17 protein-coding genes and 1 riboswitch are annotated in these 16,266 nt (G+C 64.8%); of the genes, 7 read left to right on the plus strand and 10 right to left on the minus strand.

Going from position 1 to position 16,266, the window contains the following annotated elements; translation table 11 throughout:
• Positions 1 to 894 carry an alpha/beta fold hydrolase gene (locus RHBS_RS01395; protein WP_128644661.1) on the plus strand — a complete coding sequence of 298 codons (894 nt, stop codon included), beginning with the start codon at positions 1 to 3 and terminating at the stop codon, positions 892 to 894.
• 38 nt (positions 895 to 932) lie between these two features.
• Here RHBS_RS01395 and RHBS_RS01400 read toward each other — a convergent pair whose 3' ends face one another.
• Entirely contained in the window at positions 933 to 1,868 is a 936-nt protein-coding gene (locus tag RHBS_RS01400) for a zinc-binding dehydrogenase (protein WP_128644662.1), read from the minus strand.
• A gap of 87 nt (positions 1,869 to 1,955) precedes the next feature.
• Between RHBS_RS01400 and RHBS_RS01405 the strand changes: the two genes are divergently transcribed.
• A complete protein-coding gene (locus RHBS_RS01405; RefSeq protein ID WP_128644663.1) occupies positions 1,956 to 2,543 on the plus strand; it encodes a TetR/AcrR family transcriptional regulator in 588 nt (195 codons plus the stop codon).
• A gap of 6 nt (positions 2,544 to 2,549) precedes the next feature.
• Here RHBS_RS01405 and RHBS_RS01410 read toward each other — a convergent pair whose 3' ends face one another.
• The 5 genes from RHBS_RS01410 to RHBS_RS01430 form a co-directional block, all read right to left on the minus strand.
• Positions 2,550 to 3,818 (minus strand): LLM class flavin-dependent oxidoreductase, encoded by a 1,269-nt coding sequence (locus RHBS_RS01410; RefSeq protein ID WP_128644664.1) that lies wholly within the window; start codon positions 3,816 to 3,818, stop codon positions 2,550 to 2,552.
• 1 nt (position 3,819) lies between these two features.
• Entirely contained in the window at positions 3,820 to 4,581 is a 762-nt protein-coding gene (locus tag RHBS_RS01415; RefSeq protein ID WP_128644665.1) for a 3-oxoacyl-ACP reductase, read from the minus strand.
• 49 nt (positions 4,582 to 4,630) lie between these two features.
• A riboswitch (TPP riboswitch) is annotated at positions 4,631 to 4,723 on the minus strand.
• A gap of 73 nt (positions 4,724 to 4,796) precedes the next feature.
• Positions 4,797 to 6,092, minus strand: coding sequence for an alpha-amylase family protein (locus RHBS_RS01420; RefSeq protein WP_128644666.1), 1,296 nt, complete (start codon positions 6,090 to 6,092; stop codon positions 4,797 to 4,799).
• Positions 6,092 to 7,270 carry an alpha-hydroxy-acid oxidizing protein gene (locus tag RHBS_RS01425; protein ID WP_128644667.1) on the minus strand — a complete coding sequence of 393 codons (1,179 nt, stop codon included), beginning with the start codon at positions 7,268 to 7,270 and terminating at the stop codon, positions 6,092 to 6,094. Before RHBS_RS01425 ends, RHBS_RS01420 begins: the two co-directional genes overlap by 1 nt.
• Positions 7,267 to 7,992, minus strand: a complete 726-nt coding sequence (locus RHBS_RS01430) for a type 1 glutamine amidotransferase (protein WP_237668924.1) — start codon at positions 7,990 to 7,992, stop codon at positions 7,267 to 7,269. Before RHBS_RS01430 ends, RHBS_RS01425 begins: the two co-directional genes overlap by 4 nt.
• A 48-nt stretch (positions 7,993 to 8,040) precedes the next feature.
• Between RHBS_RS01430 and RHBS_RS01435 the strand changes: the two genes are divergently transcribed.
• From RHBS_RS01435 to RHBS_RS01440, 3 genes are all read left to right on the plus strand, one after another.
• The gene (locus RHBS_RS01435; RefSeq protein ID WP_237668925.1) at positions 8,041 to 9,975 is read left to right on the plus strand and encodes a DEAD/DEAH box helicase; all 1,935 of its coding nucleotides are present in this window, start codon (positions 8,041 to 8,043) and stop codon (positions 9,973 to 9,975) included.
• A 93-nt stretch (positions 9,976 to 10,068) separates the two neighbouring features.
• Positions 10,069 to 10,224, plus strand: a complete 156-nt coding sequence (locus RHBS_RS28655) for a DUF6131 family protein (RefSeq protein WP_187298324.1) — start codon at positions 10,069 to 10,071, stop codon at positions 10,222 to 10,224.
• A gap of 413 nt (positions 10,225 to 10,637) precedes the next feature.
• Positions 10,638 to 11,396, plus strand: coding sequence for a GTP pyrophosphokinase family protein (locus RHBS_RS01440; protein WP_128644687.1), 759 nt, complete (start codon positions 10,638 to 10,640; stop codon positions 11,394 to 11,396).
• 73 nt (positions 11,397 to 11,469) lie between these two features.
• Here the strand turns inward: RHBS_RS01440 and RHBS_RS01445 are convergent, their stop codons facing one another.
• Positions 11,470 to 12,720, minus strand: coding sequence for an MFS transporter (locus tag RHBS_RS01445; RefSeq protein ID WP_272913832.1), 1,251 nt, complete (start codon positions 12,718 to 12,720; stop codon positions 11,470 to 11,472).
• A complete protein-coding gene (locus RHBS_RS31370; RefSeq protein WP_272913833.1) occupies positions 12,651 to 13,052 on the minus strand; it encodes an MFS transporter in 402 nt (133 codons plus the stop codon). Before RHBS_RS31370 ends, RHBS_RS01445 begins: the two co-directional genes overlap by 70 nt.
• A gap of 117 nt (positions 13,053 to 13,169) precedes the next feature.
• Between RHBS_RS31370 and RHBS_RS01450 the strand changes: the two genes are divergently transcribed.
• Complete coding sequence (locus RHBS_RS01450; RefSeq protein WP_128644668.1) at positions 13,170 to 13,736, plus strand: TetR family transcriptional regulator; 567 nt, start codon at positions 13,170 to 13,172, stop codon at positions 13,734 to 13,736.
• 163 nt (positions 13,737 to 13,899) lie between these two features.
• Here RHBS_RS01450 and RHBS_RS01455 read toward each other — a convergent pair whose 3' ends face one another.
• Positions 13,900 to 14,871 carry an NAD-dependent epimerase/dehydratase family protein gene (locus tag RHBS_RS01455; RefSeq protein WP_121871459.1) on the minus strand — a complete coding sequence of 324 codons (972 nt, stop codon included), beginning with the start codon at positions 14,869 to 14,871 and terminating at the stop codon, positions 13,900 to 13,902.
• A 132-nt stretch (positions 14,872 to 15,003) separates the two neighbouring features.
• Complete coding sequence (locus RHBS_RS01460) at positions 15,004 to 15,837, minus strand: DUF72 domain-containing protein (protein ID WP_128644688.1); 834 nt, start codon at positions 15,835 to 15,837, stop codon at positions 15,004 to 15,006.
• A 73-nt stretch (positions 15,838 to 15,910) separates the two neighbouring features.
• Here RHBS_RS01460 and RHBS_RS01465 point away from each other — a divergent pair, with 73 nt between their 5' ends.
• Positions 15,911 to 16,258, plus strand: a complete 348-nt coding sequence (locus tag RHBS_RS01465; RefSeq protein ID WP_128644669.1) for a hypothetical protein — start codon at positions 15,911 to 15,913, stop codon at positions 16,256 to 16,258.
• Positions 16,259 to 16,266: the final 8 nt, after the last annotated feature.

Genomic DNA, 16,266 nt, shown 5'->3' on the forward strand with positions numbered 1-16,266 from the left:
TTGAGCAGCAACGCGGTTCGTACGACGGTCGTCAACGAGGGAATCCGCCTCGCGGTGTTCGAGAGCGGTAACCCCGACGGTGACCCCATCGTCCTCGTACATGGGTGGCCCGATACCCACGAGCTGTGGAGCCACATCGTGCCCCAGCTCGAGGATCGCTTTCGGGTGATCAGCTACGACTCCCGCGGTGCAGGCGAGAGCTCGGTTCCCACCGAGCAGTCCGCGTACAAGTTGGCGCGTCTGGCCTCGGATTTCTACGCTGTCGCCGACGCCGTCAGCCCCGACGCTCCGGTGCACGTGCTCGCCCACGACTGGGGCGCCGTGGAGGTATGGGAAGCCGCCGCCCAGCCGCGCGCGAAGGACCGAATCCGCTCGTACACATCGATTTCCGGGCCGAATCTCGATCATCTCGGCAAGTGGTCGCAGTCGCGGCTGCGCAAACCCACCCTCACCGGCATCAAGCAGGTGCTCGCCCAGGTACGCGCGTCGTGGTACACCGTCACCTTCCACATCCCCGGGCTGTCGACGCTGCGGATCAAGCGGCAGTTCGCCAAGGGCTGGCCTGCATTCCTCGAAGAGTTCTCGGGAGTCGACCCGAAGCTCGTCACCCAGAACCCGACGCTGTGGTCGGACGCGACCAACGGAACCAATCTCTACCGCGCGAACATCATTCCGCACCTGAGCAATCCACGCGACCGGTACATCGACATTCCGGTGCACCTCATCGTCAACACCGAGGACGTCGCGGTGCGTCCGTATCACTACGACGATACCGGCAAGTGGGTGAAAGACCTGACCCGCAACGACATTCCGGCCGGGCACTGGTCACCGATCTCCCATGCCGACGACATCGCTCGATTGACAAGAGAGTTCATCGACTCGTTGGACCGATGAGTCAGGGCCGGGAGTGGAGCCTGCAGGAACGACCCAATTCAAGGCAGTAGCACCAGCTTGTGACGGGTGTGTGGGGCTCGCTCCCACGCATCTGCCACCTCAGCCAGGGGGACGCTCTCGAACTCCACGGTGATCTTGCCCGCCGCGACCCAGTCGGTCAGGGTTCGATAGGCCTGCGAGGTGGCATCGGGTCCGTAGTGCAGCGGCATGAAACCGACGATGGTCGCCCCGAGCGATCGAAGAAGCTGCGCCGGTAGAGTGATTTCGGAGCCGGCTCGATCACCGATCTGCACGAGACGAACGAGCCGGTTTCCTGCGCGCAGTGCCGCCGAAGCGGCTGTGCCCCAGGTGTAATCGAGTACGACATCCGCGCCGGAGGATGCCTGCCGAATGGCCGAGCCGAGCTCGTCCACGCCCTTGTCGCGGACGGCAACCGTCGCCGTGGCACCGAGTTCGCGGGTGGCTTCGAGTGCAGCCTCGTCGCGCCCGACGACGGTGATCGATCCCGCGCCGAGCAGGCGAGCAGCCTGGACCGCGAGTCGGCCGACGACGCCCGTTCCGCCGAGGATCACGACATTCTCACCGGCCTCCATCCGCCCGCCGTGAGTGAGGGGCATCAGCGCTGCCAGTCCCGCGTTCCCGAGAGTGGCGGCGGTAGAGAAGTCCAGTCCATCGCGCAGTTCGATGAGCGAGCTCGTCGAGACCAGCGCCTGCTGAGCCATCGAGCCGTAGGGCGACACGGGCAGTGAGAAGTAGACGCGGCGGCCGTCCGAGGTCGTACCTGCGCCTTCGATGCCGCTCACCGTCGGCAGCGACGTCGGGCTCAAATAGTGCTTACCCGAGGCGATGGCGATGTCGACGGCATTGAGCGTCGCCGCCGCCACGTCGATCACTTCCAGCCCGTGGGCGGGTGCCGGATTCCCGTGGTCGGCGTACCTCGGTACACCGAACTCGGTCAGAACTGCTGCTTTCATAACAACCCTTTCGACGAATGAGCATTCACTGAATCATGATTCAGTGTGTATCGTGACGGCAGAGGTGTCAACAGGCAGGGAGCAGACATGGCCGCCACAACACGGGCGCAACAGGCCGAACAGACCCGCGTCGAACTGGAGAACGCCGCCCGCGTCGCGTTCGCTCGTTCCGGATACCTGAACACCAAGATCGTCGACATCACCCGCGAGGCCGGACGAGCGGCAGGGTCGTTCTACAACCACTACTCCAGCAAGGACGAGCTGTTGCTCGCCCTCGCCGAGCAGATCGGTGACGACGCCGACGTCATCGTCGCCACTCAGGATCCGGCGGGACGCGAGCACCCGACGATGCGCCCCCACGTGGAAGTGTTCTGGCAGTTGCTCACTCGGCACCGAGTGGTGATCGACGCCCTCCGTGATGCCGCGCTGGTCAACGCGGACTTCGCGCGGCAAGTGCAGCGATTCATGCAAGTTCAGTTCGAGCCCTGGGTCGCTCGACTGACTGCATTCGAGGCTTCGGGAGTCGACCTACCGGCATCCCCTGCCACCACCGCGATACTGATCGGCGGTGCGGCGGAAAACTTCGCCCGGCTGTGGCAGGGCTCGCCCAACGACGGTCTCGACGCTCTCGTCGCGTTCGTCGATCGTGGAGTCTTCGGGCCGGCCGTTCTGTGAATCGGCTCAGGTAGCCAGGTGTCCGCGTAGCGTCGACACGGTGTAGTCCGTCCGAAAGATACCGCGCTGCTGCAGGATCGGGACCACGTGGTCCACGAAGTCCGCGAGTGAGTCCGGATATCGCGGACACATCAGATTGAATCCGTCGGCACCACGGCCGATCCACGACTGCATCTCGTCGGTTATGGACTCCGGGGTGCCGATCATGGTGGCGTGCCCGCCGCCTGCCGCGAGGGTACCGAGCAGTTCCCGCACGGTGGGCGCATCCTTCTCGACGATGCGCAGGATCGTTTCGTAGCGACCCAGCGGTCCGGTGAACTCGGCCGCCGGGGGCAGGGGCGGTACCGGAGCATCGAGTTCCCAAGCAGCACAGTTCTGTCCGGTGAACGTGGACAGCATCGCCAGCGACTGCTCGGTGGGTAGCAGCCGATCCAGCTCGGCTTTCTTCCGGCGGGCTTCTTCCATGGTCGAGCCGACGTACGTCACCAGCCCCGGCATGATCCCCACCGCCGCGCTGTCGCGACCGGAGCGGTCGATGCGTAGCTTGACGTCCTCGTAATAGCTCTGCGCCGCAACGAGATCGTAGGCGACGGCGTAGATCGCCTCGGCGTACTTCGAGGCGAGATCACGCCCCGGGCCCGACGCGCCGGCCTGGAACAGGACCGGCCTGCCCTGCGGCGACCGCGGCACCGTCAACGGGCCGTCGACCCGAAAGTGCTTGCCGTCGTGATCGATCGAGTGCACCTTGGCCGGATCGGCGTAGTGTCCGCTTCGATCGAGTGTCAACGCGTCGGCGTCCCACGAATCCCACAGCGCCAGAGCCGTATCGACGAACTCCTCGGCGCGCGCATAGCGCTCCTCACGAGCGGGGATGACGTCCATTCCGTGATTGCGTGCTTCGGCGTCGAACATGGAGGTGACGACGTTCCAGCCCGCACGGCCGCCGCTGATGTGATCGAGCGACGCCAACATGCGTGCAGCATGGAACGGGGTGTAGAACGTGGACGACACCGTGGTGACGAGACCGATGTGCGTCGTGGCCCTGGCCATGGCCGACAGAGCGGTGATCGGCTCGAGGAACCAGGTGCCGGCTCCGGCCGGGTCGCGCACCGAATGTCCGTCGGCGAAGAACACCGCATCGAACTTTCCCCGTTCGGCGAGCCGCGCGAGTTCCTCGTAGTACGAGATGTCGCCCAGCTCCTCCACCCGCGAATCGGGATGACGCCACGCGGCGCTGTGGTGGCCGCAACCGTAGAGAAACGCGTTGAGGTGCATGTCAGTCCTTGACCAGGCCGCCGTCGACGACGAGATTCTGCCCGGTCACCGACCGCGCCCACGGCGAAGCGAAGAACAGCAGGGCATCGGCGAACTCCTCGGGCGTGGTGACGCGTTGCAACGGGGTCGAGGCCGCGATGAAGTCGAACACCTCGGCCGGGGTCGCGGCACTGGCATCGGTGGTGCGGAGCAGTCCGCCCGAGACCATGTTGACGGTGATGTTGTCTGCGCCCAGGTCCGCGGACAACGTTCGCGTCAGTGAGAGCAGGGCGGCCTTGGACGCGGTGTAGTCGTGGTACGGCACCACCGGATTCTGGAACAAATTGGTGCCCACGTTGATGATTCGTCCGAACCCCGCCTCCCGCATACCCGGCACTGCAGCCTGGGTGGTGAGCAAGGCCGCGCGGACGCTGCCACGCAGCTGTGCGTCGAAACGCTCCCAGGTGATGGTGTCGGCTTTGGGGCGGGCATCACCGTCGAAGGAGAAATCGGCCAGCGCATTGTTGACGACGGTGGTGATCGGGGTGCCGAAGTGTTCGCGTGCAGTATCGAACAGTGCGGCGACGGCCGACTCGTCGGTGACGTCACCCTGCACTGCGATCGCGTTCTCGCCGAGTCGGTCCGCCAGCGCTTCGGCAGCATCCTTGCTGTTGCGGTAATCGATCACCACGCGTGCACCCTGACCGGCAAATGCTGCCGCGATCGATGCTCCCAGTCCGCGTCCACCGCCGGTCACCAAGACCGTCTGCTCGTCGAATTTCATGCGCCTCGCCTCTCGTTCGAGGTCAGGACCGTCGCGAGGGACAGGAAATACCGAAACGTCACGACATTCCCTTCGCTGGTCCTAACCAGATCAGGTTCGACGGGTGTGTTCTCAGCCCCTGGGGGCACCCCGTGTCGCGCTCGACTGTACCTGTAGCGGCCTCTACCGCTTTCTTGTGTTCGGCGTAGACAGCCGAACACAACCGTATGCAGCGATCAGCCGATGACAGCCCAGCCGTGCGGCGGAACGCTCACCCGCCCGTCGTTCACGTTCGCCTCACCTGCCAGTACTTCGCTGCCCTGGACCGGGTGGTCGATGGCATCGTCGCCGAGATTGAGCGCCACCGTCAGCGAATTCTCGCCCGCCTGCGCACGATAGAGCAGCGCGGTGTTCGTGAGCTCGAGCGTTTCGGTGCGCGCGGAGTACAACCACGGGTTTCGACGCCGTACACCGATCAGCTCCTGATGAATGTGGAAGACCGGCCAGCCGTACGGGGCGAGATCCTCGGACGTGTCCGGGTACTCCGGACGCACCTCGTCGTCGCCGCCGACACGGTCCTCCTTGATGCCGCGGAACGCCTGCTCGTCGCCGTAGTAGATCATCGGCATACCGCCCACGGTGAACAGAACCACCAACGCGTGCACCAGATGTCGCTCGTCCTCGATCACGCTGGCGATGCGATTGACGTCGTGATTTCCGACGAACGTGGCGGGCACGAAGGCGTCGAGCCACCCGTTGTGCCGCTCCAGCGCATGGGAGAGCTCGAAGAAGTTCTTCTCGCTCAGACCACTCCAGATCGCCTTCCACAGCTCGTACTGGGTGACCGAATCCAGCGTGGAGGCAGAGACGATTCGGTCGTAGTCGCCGTGAATGACCTCGCCGAGAAAGTATGCGTCCGGGTGCTTTTCCCGAACCTTCGGCAGCACCGCGGCCCAGAAACGCGGCGACACCGCATATGCCGCGTCGAGCCGCCAGGCGTCGACGCCTCGCCCCAGCCAGTGCGAGAGCACGTCCACGACGTACTGCTGCACGTGCGGGCTCTCGTGGTTGAGCGCAACCAGTTCGTCGTGGCCCTCGAAGTTGCGATGCGTCGGCTCGTCGCCGGACCAATCGAGGTGGAACCACTGCGCGGCCTCGGAGTCCTGGCCCTCGGCGAGGGCCTGCCGGAACTTCGGAAAGCTCTGCGCCACATGGTTGAAGACGCCGTCGAACATGATCTTCAAGCCTCGGGAATGCGCTGCGGCGATCAGGGACTCGATGTCCTCGTCGGTGCCCAGTCTGCCGTCGACGTGGTAGTAGTCGACCGTGTCGTAGCCGTGCTTCTCGGACTCGAAGATCGGACCGAGGGCGATGCCCGACGCGCCGAGCTCGAGTGCGTAATCGAGCCACTTCTCGATTCTGTTCAGCCGGTGCAGATTCGCTTGGGACTCACCGTCCCAGCCGTGCACCGGCGCTCCGGTGAAGCCGAGCGGGTACAGGTGCCACCAGATCGAGTGCTTCGTCCACTCCATCAGGACTCCATGATCGAGTCGCGGCCGAGCTCGCCCGCACCGGCATGACCGGACAGGCTGGTGACCAGATCGAATTCGGCCAGCAGGCAACGTAATACGTGCGCGACGCCCTCCTGCCCGCCGAGTGCGAGTCCGTAGAGGAACGGTCGGCCGAGCAGTACCGCATCGGCGCCGAGCGCGAGGGCCTTGGCCATGTCGGCTCCGGTGCGTACGCCCGAGTCGAACAGGACTGTCAGCTGCTCGCCCACCGCGTCGACGATGGAGGGCAACGCGTCGAGTGATGCTCTGGCCCCGTCGATCTGACGACCACCGTGGTTGGAGACGACGATGCCGTCGACTCCGTGCGCAGCAGCCTCCTGCGCGTCGCCCACCGTGCAGATTCCCTTGAGCACGATCGGGCCGCTCCAATGCTCCCGCAGAAACGCCAGGTTCTTCCACGACAGACCCGGGTTGGGAAACATCTGCGCCCAATGCATAGCGGCGGCAACGGGATTCTCCTCGACCGGCTGCCCCAGGCCGGCCTGGAATGCCGGATCCGTCAAGTAGTTCTCGATACCGAGGTTGGCCAGGAACGGGAGGTAACCGCGGTCCAGATCGGCCGGCCGCCAGCCCAGCAAGGTGGTGTCGAGAGTCAGCACCAGCGCGGTGAACCCGGAATCCTTCGCACGCTGCAGGAAGCTCAGCAGCACCGACTCGTCCGTCGGCCAGTAGAGCTGATACCAGCGGGGAGCGTCGCCGCCCGCCTCGGCAATCTGCTCGAACGAATGCGAGGCCTGCGTCGAATGTATGTACGGCACACAGAGTTCCGCAGCTGCACGGACGGTGGCAAGCTCTCCTTCCGGGTGCGCGAGAGTCTGAATGCCCACGGGAGCGATCATGAGCGGCGCAGGCATGTCGGTGCCGAGCACGGTGCACGCGTGGTCACGGGCAGCCGAGCTGCGCAGCATCCGCGGCGCGATGGCCCATCTGTCGAAGGCAGCCCGGTTCGCACGAGCCGTCGAGCCGCTGCCCGCGCTGGCGACGATGTAGCCGAGAGCCTCGGGCGAGAGCTTCTCGGCGGCCTGGTCCTCCAGCCGCGCCAGGTTGGTGGTGATCGACGGTGTCTGCTGCGCGAACATCCCGGCGGCGTAGATGCCGAGTTGGTGATCGCTGAAGTTGCTGGGCCTGGCCTCGGTCATCGTTCGACCCTACCGGGGCACCGCCGAGGATCGGGCGAGAAATGCGTCCAGCAGGGCCGAGCAACGCGCCCGAGCCGCCGCTTCGGCGTCGGCGATCGCTCTCCTGATCTCGTGCACGTCCACCGCATGTTCGACGCCGTCGCGGTCCCAGGCTGCGGCCCACGCGTCGTAGGTATCGAGGTCGATCTCGGGGTGGAACTGCAGCCCGAGGTGCGGTCCGACCACGAATGCCTGTTGCGCTGCCTCGTTGCGGGCGATGACCGTGCCTGCGGCGGCGCGGTGAAGGTGTCGCCGTGGAACTCCATCCACGGCCCTGGGGCCACGAGCTCGGGATCGGAGGTCACGACGTCGACGAATCCGTACTCGGGATGCGCGGACTTGCGGACCGATCCGCCGAGTACTCGCGCAAGCAGTTGGCCGCCGAAGCAGACACCGAGGACCGGAACCTGCGCGTCGATCGCGTCCTGGACGTACGCGAGTTCCGGGGCGAGCCACGTCAGCGTGTCGTCGTAGACGGCGTCGGGCGAGCCCATGACCACCAACAGCTGCGCGTCGGACAGCAGCGGCGGCGCAACATCGGGGCTGTGATCGAAGGAGTGGACGTCCAACTGGAAACCCCTGGTGCGCAATTCGGCGTCGAGGGTGCCGATGTCGCGTCGCGCGAGAGCCGGATCCTGATCGTGGACGAGTACTACGGCGCGCGGGTCGTTCGTGTATGTCACAGGGCTCCTTTACGGTGTTCGTGCACACCGTACGACAGACTGGATCCGATGCCACCTCGTAGACGCACAGCCCGATCCACCACTGCCCGCACCGTCAAGGCCGGGCAGAGCAGCGCTGCGCGAAAGTTCGCGGCCGCCAAGAACGGTGAGCCTGCGGACAAGAAACCCGCGGCGAAGAAGGCCGCACCTCGCAAGAGAGCAGCCCCGCGCAAGTCCGCTGCCCCCGATCTGCGGGTGCCCGATCCCGGTGAGCGCGTCTGGGTACTGGACGTGCCGTTCGAGGATCGGTCGGCAGCGGGCGCTGCCGGGGCGCGCTGGTATCCGGGTCCTCGGGTGTTCGCGTACTACGGCACGGAGCTGCCCGAGTATCTGCAGCCGTACGAGTCGATGCCCTACAGCCTGCAGCGGTGGCTCGAGGACGATGCCAACGAAAGCTGGCGTGACGAAGAGGTGCGGGAGCGGGCGATGCAGCCGCGTGACACGCAGCTCGAATCCGTTCGACGCCATCTCGCCGCGCTCGAGGCCGGGTTCCCGTACTTCGCGCAGATGGATTCGACGGGTCTGGGCAAGACGTTGGCGGTGTGCGAGGCAGTCCGGCAGATGTCGGCAGCCGAGATCGGCACGGTACTGGTGGTCGCACCCAAGGGTGCGTTGCCGGGGTGGCGTCGAACCATCGCAGACAGTGAGGCAGACATCGAGCCGGCCGACCGCAAGCGCTGGCTGCTGATCACGTACCAGTCGACGAAGAAGCTCCTGTCGGTTCCGCCCGAGACCGACCTGGGCAAACGTAAACGGACTCAGAACAAGCGGACCATCTCGCTCGGCGAGCTTCGGTTCGACATCGATGTGGTGATCGCCGACGAATCGCATGCGCTGATGAACATCGAATCGCAGCAGTCGCAGATCCTCTGGCGGTATCAGGAAGCGGCCCGCTCGGTGGTCTGGATGTCTGCCACGCCCGGCTATCAGCCGCTGCACTTCGCCTACATGGCCAGGGCCGTCGAGCGCAGCCGCGGGGTCGAGATCCTCGGTGAAGACGAGTATCTCGGCTATGCGGTGACGATGAAGTGGGCGGAGTTCCTCATCGAATCCGGGTTCGCCGTCAAGGCAGGCAAGGCGACGACGGGGTTGACGACGTGGCGGTGGGAGCCCGAGGACGCGGCCCGACGCGCCCGCGATATCGCGTCCGTGCACGGGTGGTTGTCGGGAGGCGCTGTGCCGTGGTCGATTTCGCGTCCCTCGCCGCCGACTCCGCGCGAGCCACTCGGCCAGGAACTCACGGCCGCGCAGAAGCGGCTGTACAACTCGGCGTGGGTGGACTACCGCAAGGAAGTCGGGCTTCCGATCTGGAAGGCCGTCGGCGGCAAGCGGGTGCTGCAGAAGAATCCGAGCACCCGCGCCGCTACCCTGCGATTCCGTCAGAAGTGTTCGTACTTACGCATTCCCGCGTCGGCCGATCAGGTGCGGACGTGGGTCAAGGCCGGCAATCAGGTGTTCGTCTCGATGTTCTACCGCGAGTCGGTCGCCGCGCTGGCGCAGACACTGCGCGACGAGGGTCTCGACGTCGCAGTGGTCGACGGCAGTATGAGCAGCCCGGAGCAGGAGGCGTCGATCAGACGTTTTCAGACCGGTGACGCGTCGGTCATCGTCTCGACCACCACCAGCGCAATCAACCTGCACACCAACGAGTTACTGCTCCCGGAAGGGACGGTCTCCACTCTCGCGCCACGCGTGACGCTGATCCACGATCCTCGCTGGACACCCATCGACATTCGCCAGATCGAGGGCCGCGCGAACCGAATCGACAAGGACCACAACCACACGACGTCGACCTGCTACTACGGATACGCCGAGGGCACGGTCGAAGAAGAGATGGTGCTCACCGGCATCGAACGTATCGCGGATCTCGGGTCGATCGTGGGACAGGCCGATCTGATCGACCCCGAGGCATTCCTCGCAGCGAAAGTGGATGCCGGAAAATAGCGACAATTGTGACCATTCCTCCATCTCGGTGGCGTAGCTTCGGTCTTATCGGCATCCGCCGGTACCGGGCTCACCCCAACACCAGGAGTGGTCATGATCGTTCTCGGAATTATCCTCGCCCTCATCGGCTATTTCACGACCCTTTCGTTTTTGACGCCCATCGGCATCATTTTGATTGTCGTCGGCCTCGTTCTGACGGTGCTCGGTTCGATGGGGCGCGCAGTCGGTGGCCGCAAAACGTGGTTTTGACATACGAGTTAGAACACACGTTCGAGTTCTGTTAGCCTGAGCAGGCCCCCGGAGTTGGCGATGCAGCCAGCGGAGCCACTTCGGGCGGTCCATATCGGACGGCATGGATTCTCGAAGGCGGTCGCGCGCGATGGCACTCGAACCAGAGCCCGCGGCCGGCTCGCTGTACCGCGTCGGAGACAGGTGGGCCGAGAGAGCACCCACGCGGTGTGGCAACGGTCATCGGCTCGTCGCCGGTTCGGTTCTCGTCGGTTCACGAGCGTGTTCGTGCGAGCTGGGGCATCACCGCACGCATCAGTGCCAGTCCTGTGACGTCGTGATATTCACACCGGAGCTGGGTCCGTCGTGCAGTGATGCAAGCTTCGATTCCCGCGCCGCGCGCGCTCGGCCGGCCGTCGTGGACAATCGTGATCATGAACGAGGTCATGAAGAACGGTGAGACTGCGGTCGACCTGGGTCGGCTGAGACACGATTTCACGCGATTCATGATGAGTTACAAGTTCGGAATTGACGAGCTGATCACGAAGATCAACATCCTGAAGCAGGAATTCACTCACATTCACCGCTACAGCCCCATCGAGCACGTCTCGTCGAGGTTGAAGACCCCCGAGAGCATCGTCGACAAGGCCCAGCGCAAGAAGTGCGCACTCAATCTCGACGCGATCCGTGCGAACATCTTCGACGTCGCCGGGGTCCGCATCACCTGCAGCTTCATCTCCGACACCTACCGCATCGCAGACATGCTCAGCAGCCAGACCGACATTCGGGTCGTCGAGGTCAAGGACTACATCGCGAATCCGAAACCCAACGGCTACAAGAGTTTGCACCTGATCGTCGAGATTCCGGTGTTCATGTCCGACCGCGTCCAACCGGTGCTCGTCGAGCTGCAGATCCGCACCATCGCGATGGACTTCTGGGCGAGCCTGGAACACAAGATCTTCTACAAGTACCGCGGGGAGATCCCGCCGACTCTGCTCGCGGAGTTGACCGATGCCGCCGAGAGCGCGAACAAGCTGGACGAGAAGATGGAGAGCCTGCACGACGAGGTGGCGGAACTGGGCGGCGACTCCGAGAATTCGATCGATCTGGGCGCGATGCCGCCGATGGCCCTGCCTCCCGAGTTGCTGCACATGCTGCTCACCGCGCAGTCCGATGCCATCGATCCGGACTGACGAGGCTTTTCGAAACGAAGAACCCCGCTGCTCGACGGTGAGCAGCGGGGTTCTCGTCTGTGCGGGAGTGGAGCTATCCGATGTGGACCGGGGTGTCTCCGACGGGCAGGTCGTCCTTCTTCGCGCGGACGAGCCCGAGCACGACCGGGCACACGAGCGCGACCAGGATCGCGGCGGTGCCGAAGGCCCAGGCGTAACCCGATACCTCGGCTGCGAAGGCGTGATCGATGGTGGCGAGCACGAAGTCGCGGATCGGCTCCGGCAGCGCGGCCAGTACCTCGTCGCTCGGGATCTCCTGGCCCGCGAGGGCCTCGGCGGGGACTCCTGCGGGCGGAGTCGGCGTGGGGTTGTCGGCCAGGTAGGACGTCTTGGACGAGGTGTACACCGTGGTGAACACCGCTGCGCCGAGTGCGCCGCCGACCTGCAGGGTGGCGTTGATCAGAGCGGAGGCGGCACCCGCGTCGTGATCCGGTACGCCGATGAGTGCCACGTTCTGCATCGGCACCATCAGCAGGCCGAGACCGAGGCCGAGCAGCACGACTCCGGGAAGCACGTGCGTCCAGTAGGAGGTGTCGACGCCGATCTGCGTCAGCAGGAGCAGGCCGATCGCCGAGACGACGGGGCCGACGGCCATGAGAGGCTTGGGCCCGATCTTCGGAACGAGAGCGGACGCGATCGCGGCGGTGATCAGGATGCCGCCGGTCATGGGCAGTGATGCCACGCCTGCGATCACCGGGCTCATCTCGAGCACGATCTGGAAATAGAAGGTGAGGTACAACGTGCCACCGAGCAGTGCGGCACCGATCACGGCGGATCCGATGTAGGCGGCACCGCGGTCACGGTCCAGCAGCACACTCATCGGAAGCAACGGGTTGTCGGACTTGGTCTCGACGACGACGAACGCGGCGAGCAGAGCGATGCCGAGCGCGATGAAGGAGATGGTGGGTACCGTCGCCCAGCCGTCTTCGGCTTCGGTGAAGCCGTAGACCAGCGATGCCAGCCCGAGTGCGACGAGGATCGCGCCCGGCAGGTCGTAGCGAGTGTCTCCGTGCGCCTTGCTTTCCATGACCAGCGGGACAGCGGCTGCGATGGCGACGATCGCAACGGGGATGTTGACGAGCAGGCACCATCGCCAGTTCGCGTATTCGGTGAGCACTCCGCCGAGGAGCAGGCCGACGGCTGCGCCGCCACCGGCGATCGCTCCGAACACACCGAATGCCTTGGCGCGTTCCTTGGTGTCGGTGAACGTGACCGTCAGGATCGCCAGTGCGGCCGGTGCGAGCAGTGCAGCGAAGACGCCCTGACCTGCGCGGGCGATGAACAGCTGCCAGCCCTCCTGGGCGAGTCCGCCGACTGCGGAGGCAACGGCGAAGCGGCCATGCCGACGATGAACGACCGCTTGCGTCCCCAGTAGTCCGCGATGCGGCCACCGAGCAGCAGCAGAGCACCGAAGGCCAGCGCATAGGCGGTGATCACCCAGGTGCGGCTGGTGTCGCTGATGCCGAGGTCGATCTGCGCCTGCGGTAGGGCGATGTTGACGATGGTGCCGTCCAGCACGATCGTGAGCTGTGTGATGGCGACGATGCAGAGCACCAACCACCGGCGCTCGTAGTTCGGATTCGGATCCGACGCTTCGCGCTCGGAGACCTGCGACATGTTTCTACCCCACTCGTACTCGTTGATTCTCGGGCCCGAAAAATGTCCCGACGAAAACGTAGGCGATGCGGCACCGAGTGTCAAACGAACTAGTTGGTTGGCGGTAGGGTGGCCGACATGAAGCCAGACGCCAGCGCAACCCGCGCCCGCATCGTCGTCGCCGCACGCACAGAGTTCTCCGAGCACGGATTGGCCGGGGCACGGGTGGATCGCATCGCGGTCTCGGCGAAAGCGAGCAAGGAACGCCTGTACGCGTACTTCGGAGACAAGGAAGCATTGTTCCGGGCCGTCGTGGAAGACGGGTTCGCGCGCTTTCTGGAGTCGGTTCCCTTCACCGTCGACGATCTCGGGGGATACGCCGCACGCGAGTATCTGCACCTCGCCGCGAACCCTCAGGAACACCGACTGCTGCTGTGGACGCAACTTCAAGGCGGTATGGCGGTCGCGGGTGCCGACGACATCCATGCGGTGATAGCCGAGCGACGACACGCCATGGCAGTTGCGCAGCAGGACGGCCTGATTTCCGACGCCTACACCGTCGACGACCTGTTCACCATGATCTTCGGCATCACCTCCGCGTGGATGACTGCGCCGGGCAGCGACTGCGGACCCGTCGACGACACCGAACACCAGCGCCGGGCGTCGATCATCGAGGGCGCGGTGCGACGACTCTGCACTCCGTAGCGTTGTCTATCACTCTCTAGTCTTCAGCCAAGAGTCATGAATAGTGGGGTAGCGGGCCGGTTTACTCGCAAACGCGCGCGCGTTCGTCACACGCGCGCGAATTCGACACCGATCCGTTGGCAATTCCGAACGCGTCTGACTATTCCGCGCGCGTCTGTCGAGTTCACCGACCCGCGAGAATTGCCGCCTCACGCTCGGCCGGGAGTCCGATGGGCGGCCGATCACCCCTCATCGGCGTCCGCCTGTTCATCGATTGCAGCCACACCCACGTGTCTGCCACAGTCTCCTGAATCGGACGTGTCCGGAGCCCCGCGTCGAATGCCTTCGATACGTCGGATGCATGCAGCGAATCATGATCAGCCCCCGGCGGAATCCAGATCGGAAGCTCCGTCCACGGCCGCACACCTGCAGCGCCGAGGACATCCGGCTCCACCCAGCACAGGCGAGCATCGGACCGGGTGGCTTGGATGCAGGCCTGCAGAACGTCGCCGATCGTGGCATGACCTGGCCGGCTCACCACGTCGTACGGTCCGCCGAGACCCCGCGCGGCTGCAGCCAGACTCCAGGCGACAAGATCGCGGGCATCGACGTACTGCAGTGCCAAGTCAGCGGGACCGGGCGCAAGCACATCGCCGGCGCGCTCGATTCTGTTCAGCCACCACGGAAGTCGGCCGATGTTCTCGTACGGCCCGAGAATCAGCCCGGCGCGGACCAGCAGCGCTCGATCGCCGAAAGCCGCAACTGCCGCTCGCTCACCGCCCAACTTCTGCCGCGCATAGTCCTCGCCAGGCCCCTGCACCGTCGGCCAGGTCTCGGTCGATCCCGCTCGCGGCGCGTCGTACACCGACCGGCTCGAGACGTAGATGTAGCTGTCGACCCGTCCGGCGAGCATCGCCGCCGACTCCTCGACGACGCTCGGCTCCCACGACCAGGTATCGAACACCATGTCCCACTGCCCCTTCCGCAGTGCATCGAGTCCGCCTGCGACTCGCCTGTCCCCGAGGAGTGGGGTTGCCCGCGGATTCGGACGAGAGTGTCCGCGGTTGAGGACCGTGACATCCCACTGCAGATCGAGAGCATGTTCGACGGCAATTCGCCCAACGAAGTCGCTGCCGCCGAGGACCAATAGCTTCATGCACCCAGTGTGCCGGTGATCCGGTCCTCGTCGCCGTCGACCGGCCTGATCGGATCTCTGCTCACAGCAGCGCCCCGCGTCTCCATTGTGGTGCCTACTGCTCTCTACGGTAGAAATTAGAGAGCCGAATAATCATCTACCGATTCGCTCGATCAGTTTCATTGCATCGAAGGGTGCGTATCCTTTGATGTCGTTGTCGAAGTACACGTGCACGTCGCGGCCCGTAGCCGTCCAGTCCGAGATCTTCGCGGCCCATCGATCGAGCGCCGCATCCGTGTAGCCGCTGGCATACAGCTCCTCGTCGCCGTGCAGGCGGGCGTACATGAAATCGGCTGTCGGAGTTTCGACGTACGGATACTTGCCTGCGGTGTCGGCGACAACGAACGCAATATCGTTCTCTCGCAACAGGTGCACGGCCTCGTCGGTGGCGAAGCTCTGATGCCGGGCCTCCACACAGTGCCGCATGACCCGAGCCGACGCAGGAGGCAACAACACTCGATCCTCGGCCAACTTGTCGTCGCGAGACTCGGCCAAAGTGACTGCAGCAGAGACCGTCCGAGGCAACATGGCAAAGAAGTCCGACATCTTCTGCGCGTCGAACTCGAGGTTCGGTGGCAACTGCCACAGGAACGGTCCGAGCTTGTCGCCCAGCGTCAACACTCCGGTGGCGAAGAAGTTCGCGAGTGCCGCCTCGACGCCGACGAGCCGTTTGATGTGGGTGACGTAGCGACCGCCTTTGATGGAGAACACGAAGTCGTCCGGCGTCTCGTCGTGCCACTTGGTGAAGCTCGACGGCTTCTGCATCGCATAGAACGTGCCGTTGATCTCGATCGACGTCAGATGCTCCGATGCGTACCCGAGCTCCTTGCGATGCGCCAGGCCCGCCGGATAGAAATCTCCTCGCCACGGCGCGTACGTCCAACCGGAGATGCCGATCAGGACTCGGGGTCGATGCGACGCGGGCATGAGCAGACTGTAGACGGGCGGTACCTTCGTATCCGTGCGATCCACCCCACGGCACGTCGATGCGTTGACGTATGTGTTCACGGCCGTATTCGCTTACGGCACGGTCGTTCATCTGGTGCAGCTCGTCGGCGGTGGATCAGATCCATATCCGGGGGTACCGGTAGCCATCGCGTGGTTCTTCGTCGCGCTCGTCGTCCTCGATCCGCTCGCGGCAGTTCTCATCGCTCGACGCAGACGTATCGGATTGGTGTTCGGCGCAGCGATCTTGCTTCTCGATGCGGCGGCCAACGCCGTCGTGAACTACCCGCCCCACGATCCGACGGACGGAATAACGGCAGGTCGCGTCGGACAGGCCGTGGTCACTGCCTTGGCGGTGCTGTTGGTCTGCACAACTCCGCGACTCTGGCGCTGGTATCGGTGAGCCCGGTG

Origin of the sequence: Rhodococcus sp. BS-15, assembly GCF_000813105.1 — a bacterium.
GTDB lineage: Bacteria > Actinomycetota > Actinomycetes > Mycobacteriales > Mycobacteriaceae > Rhodococcoides.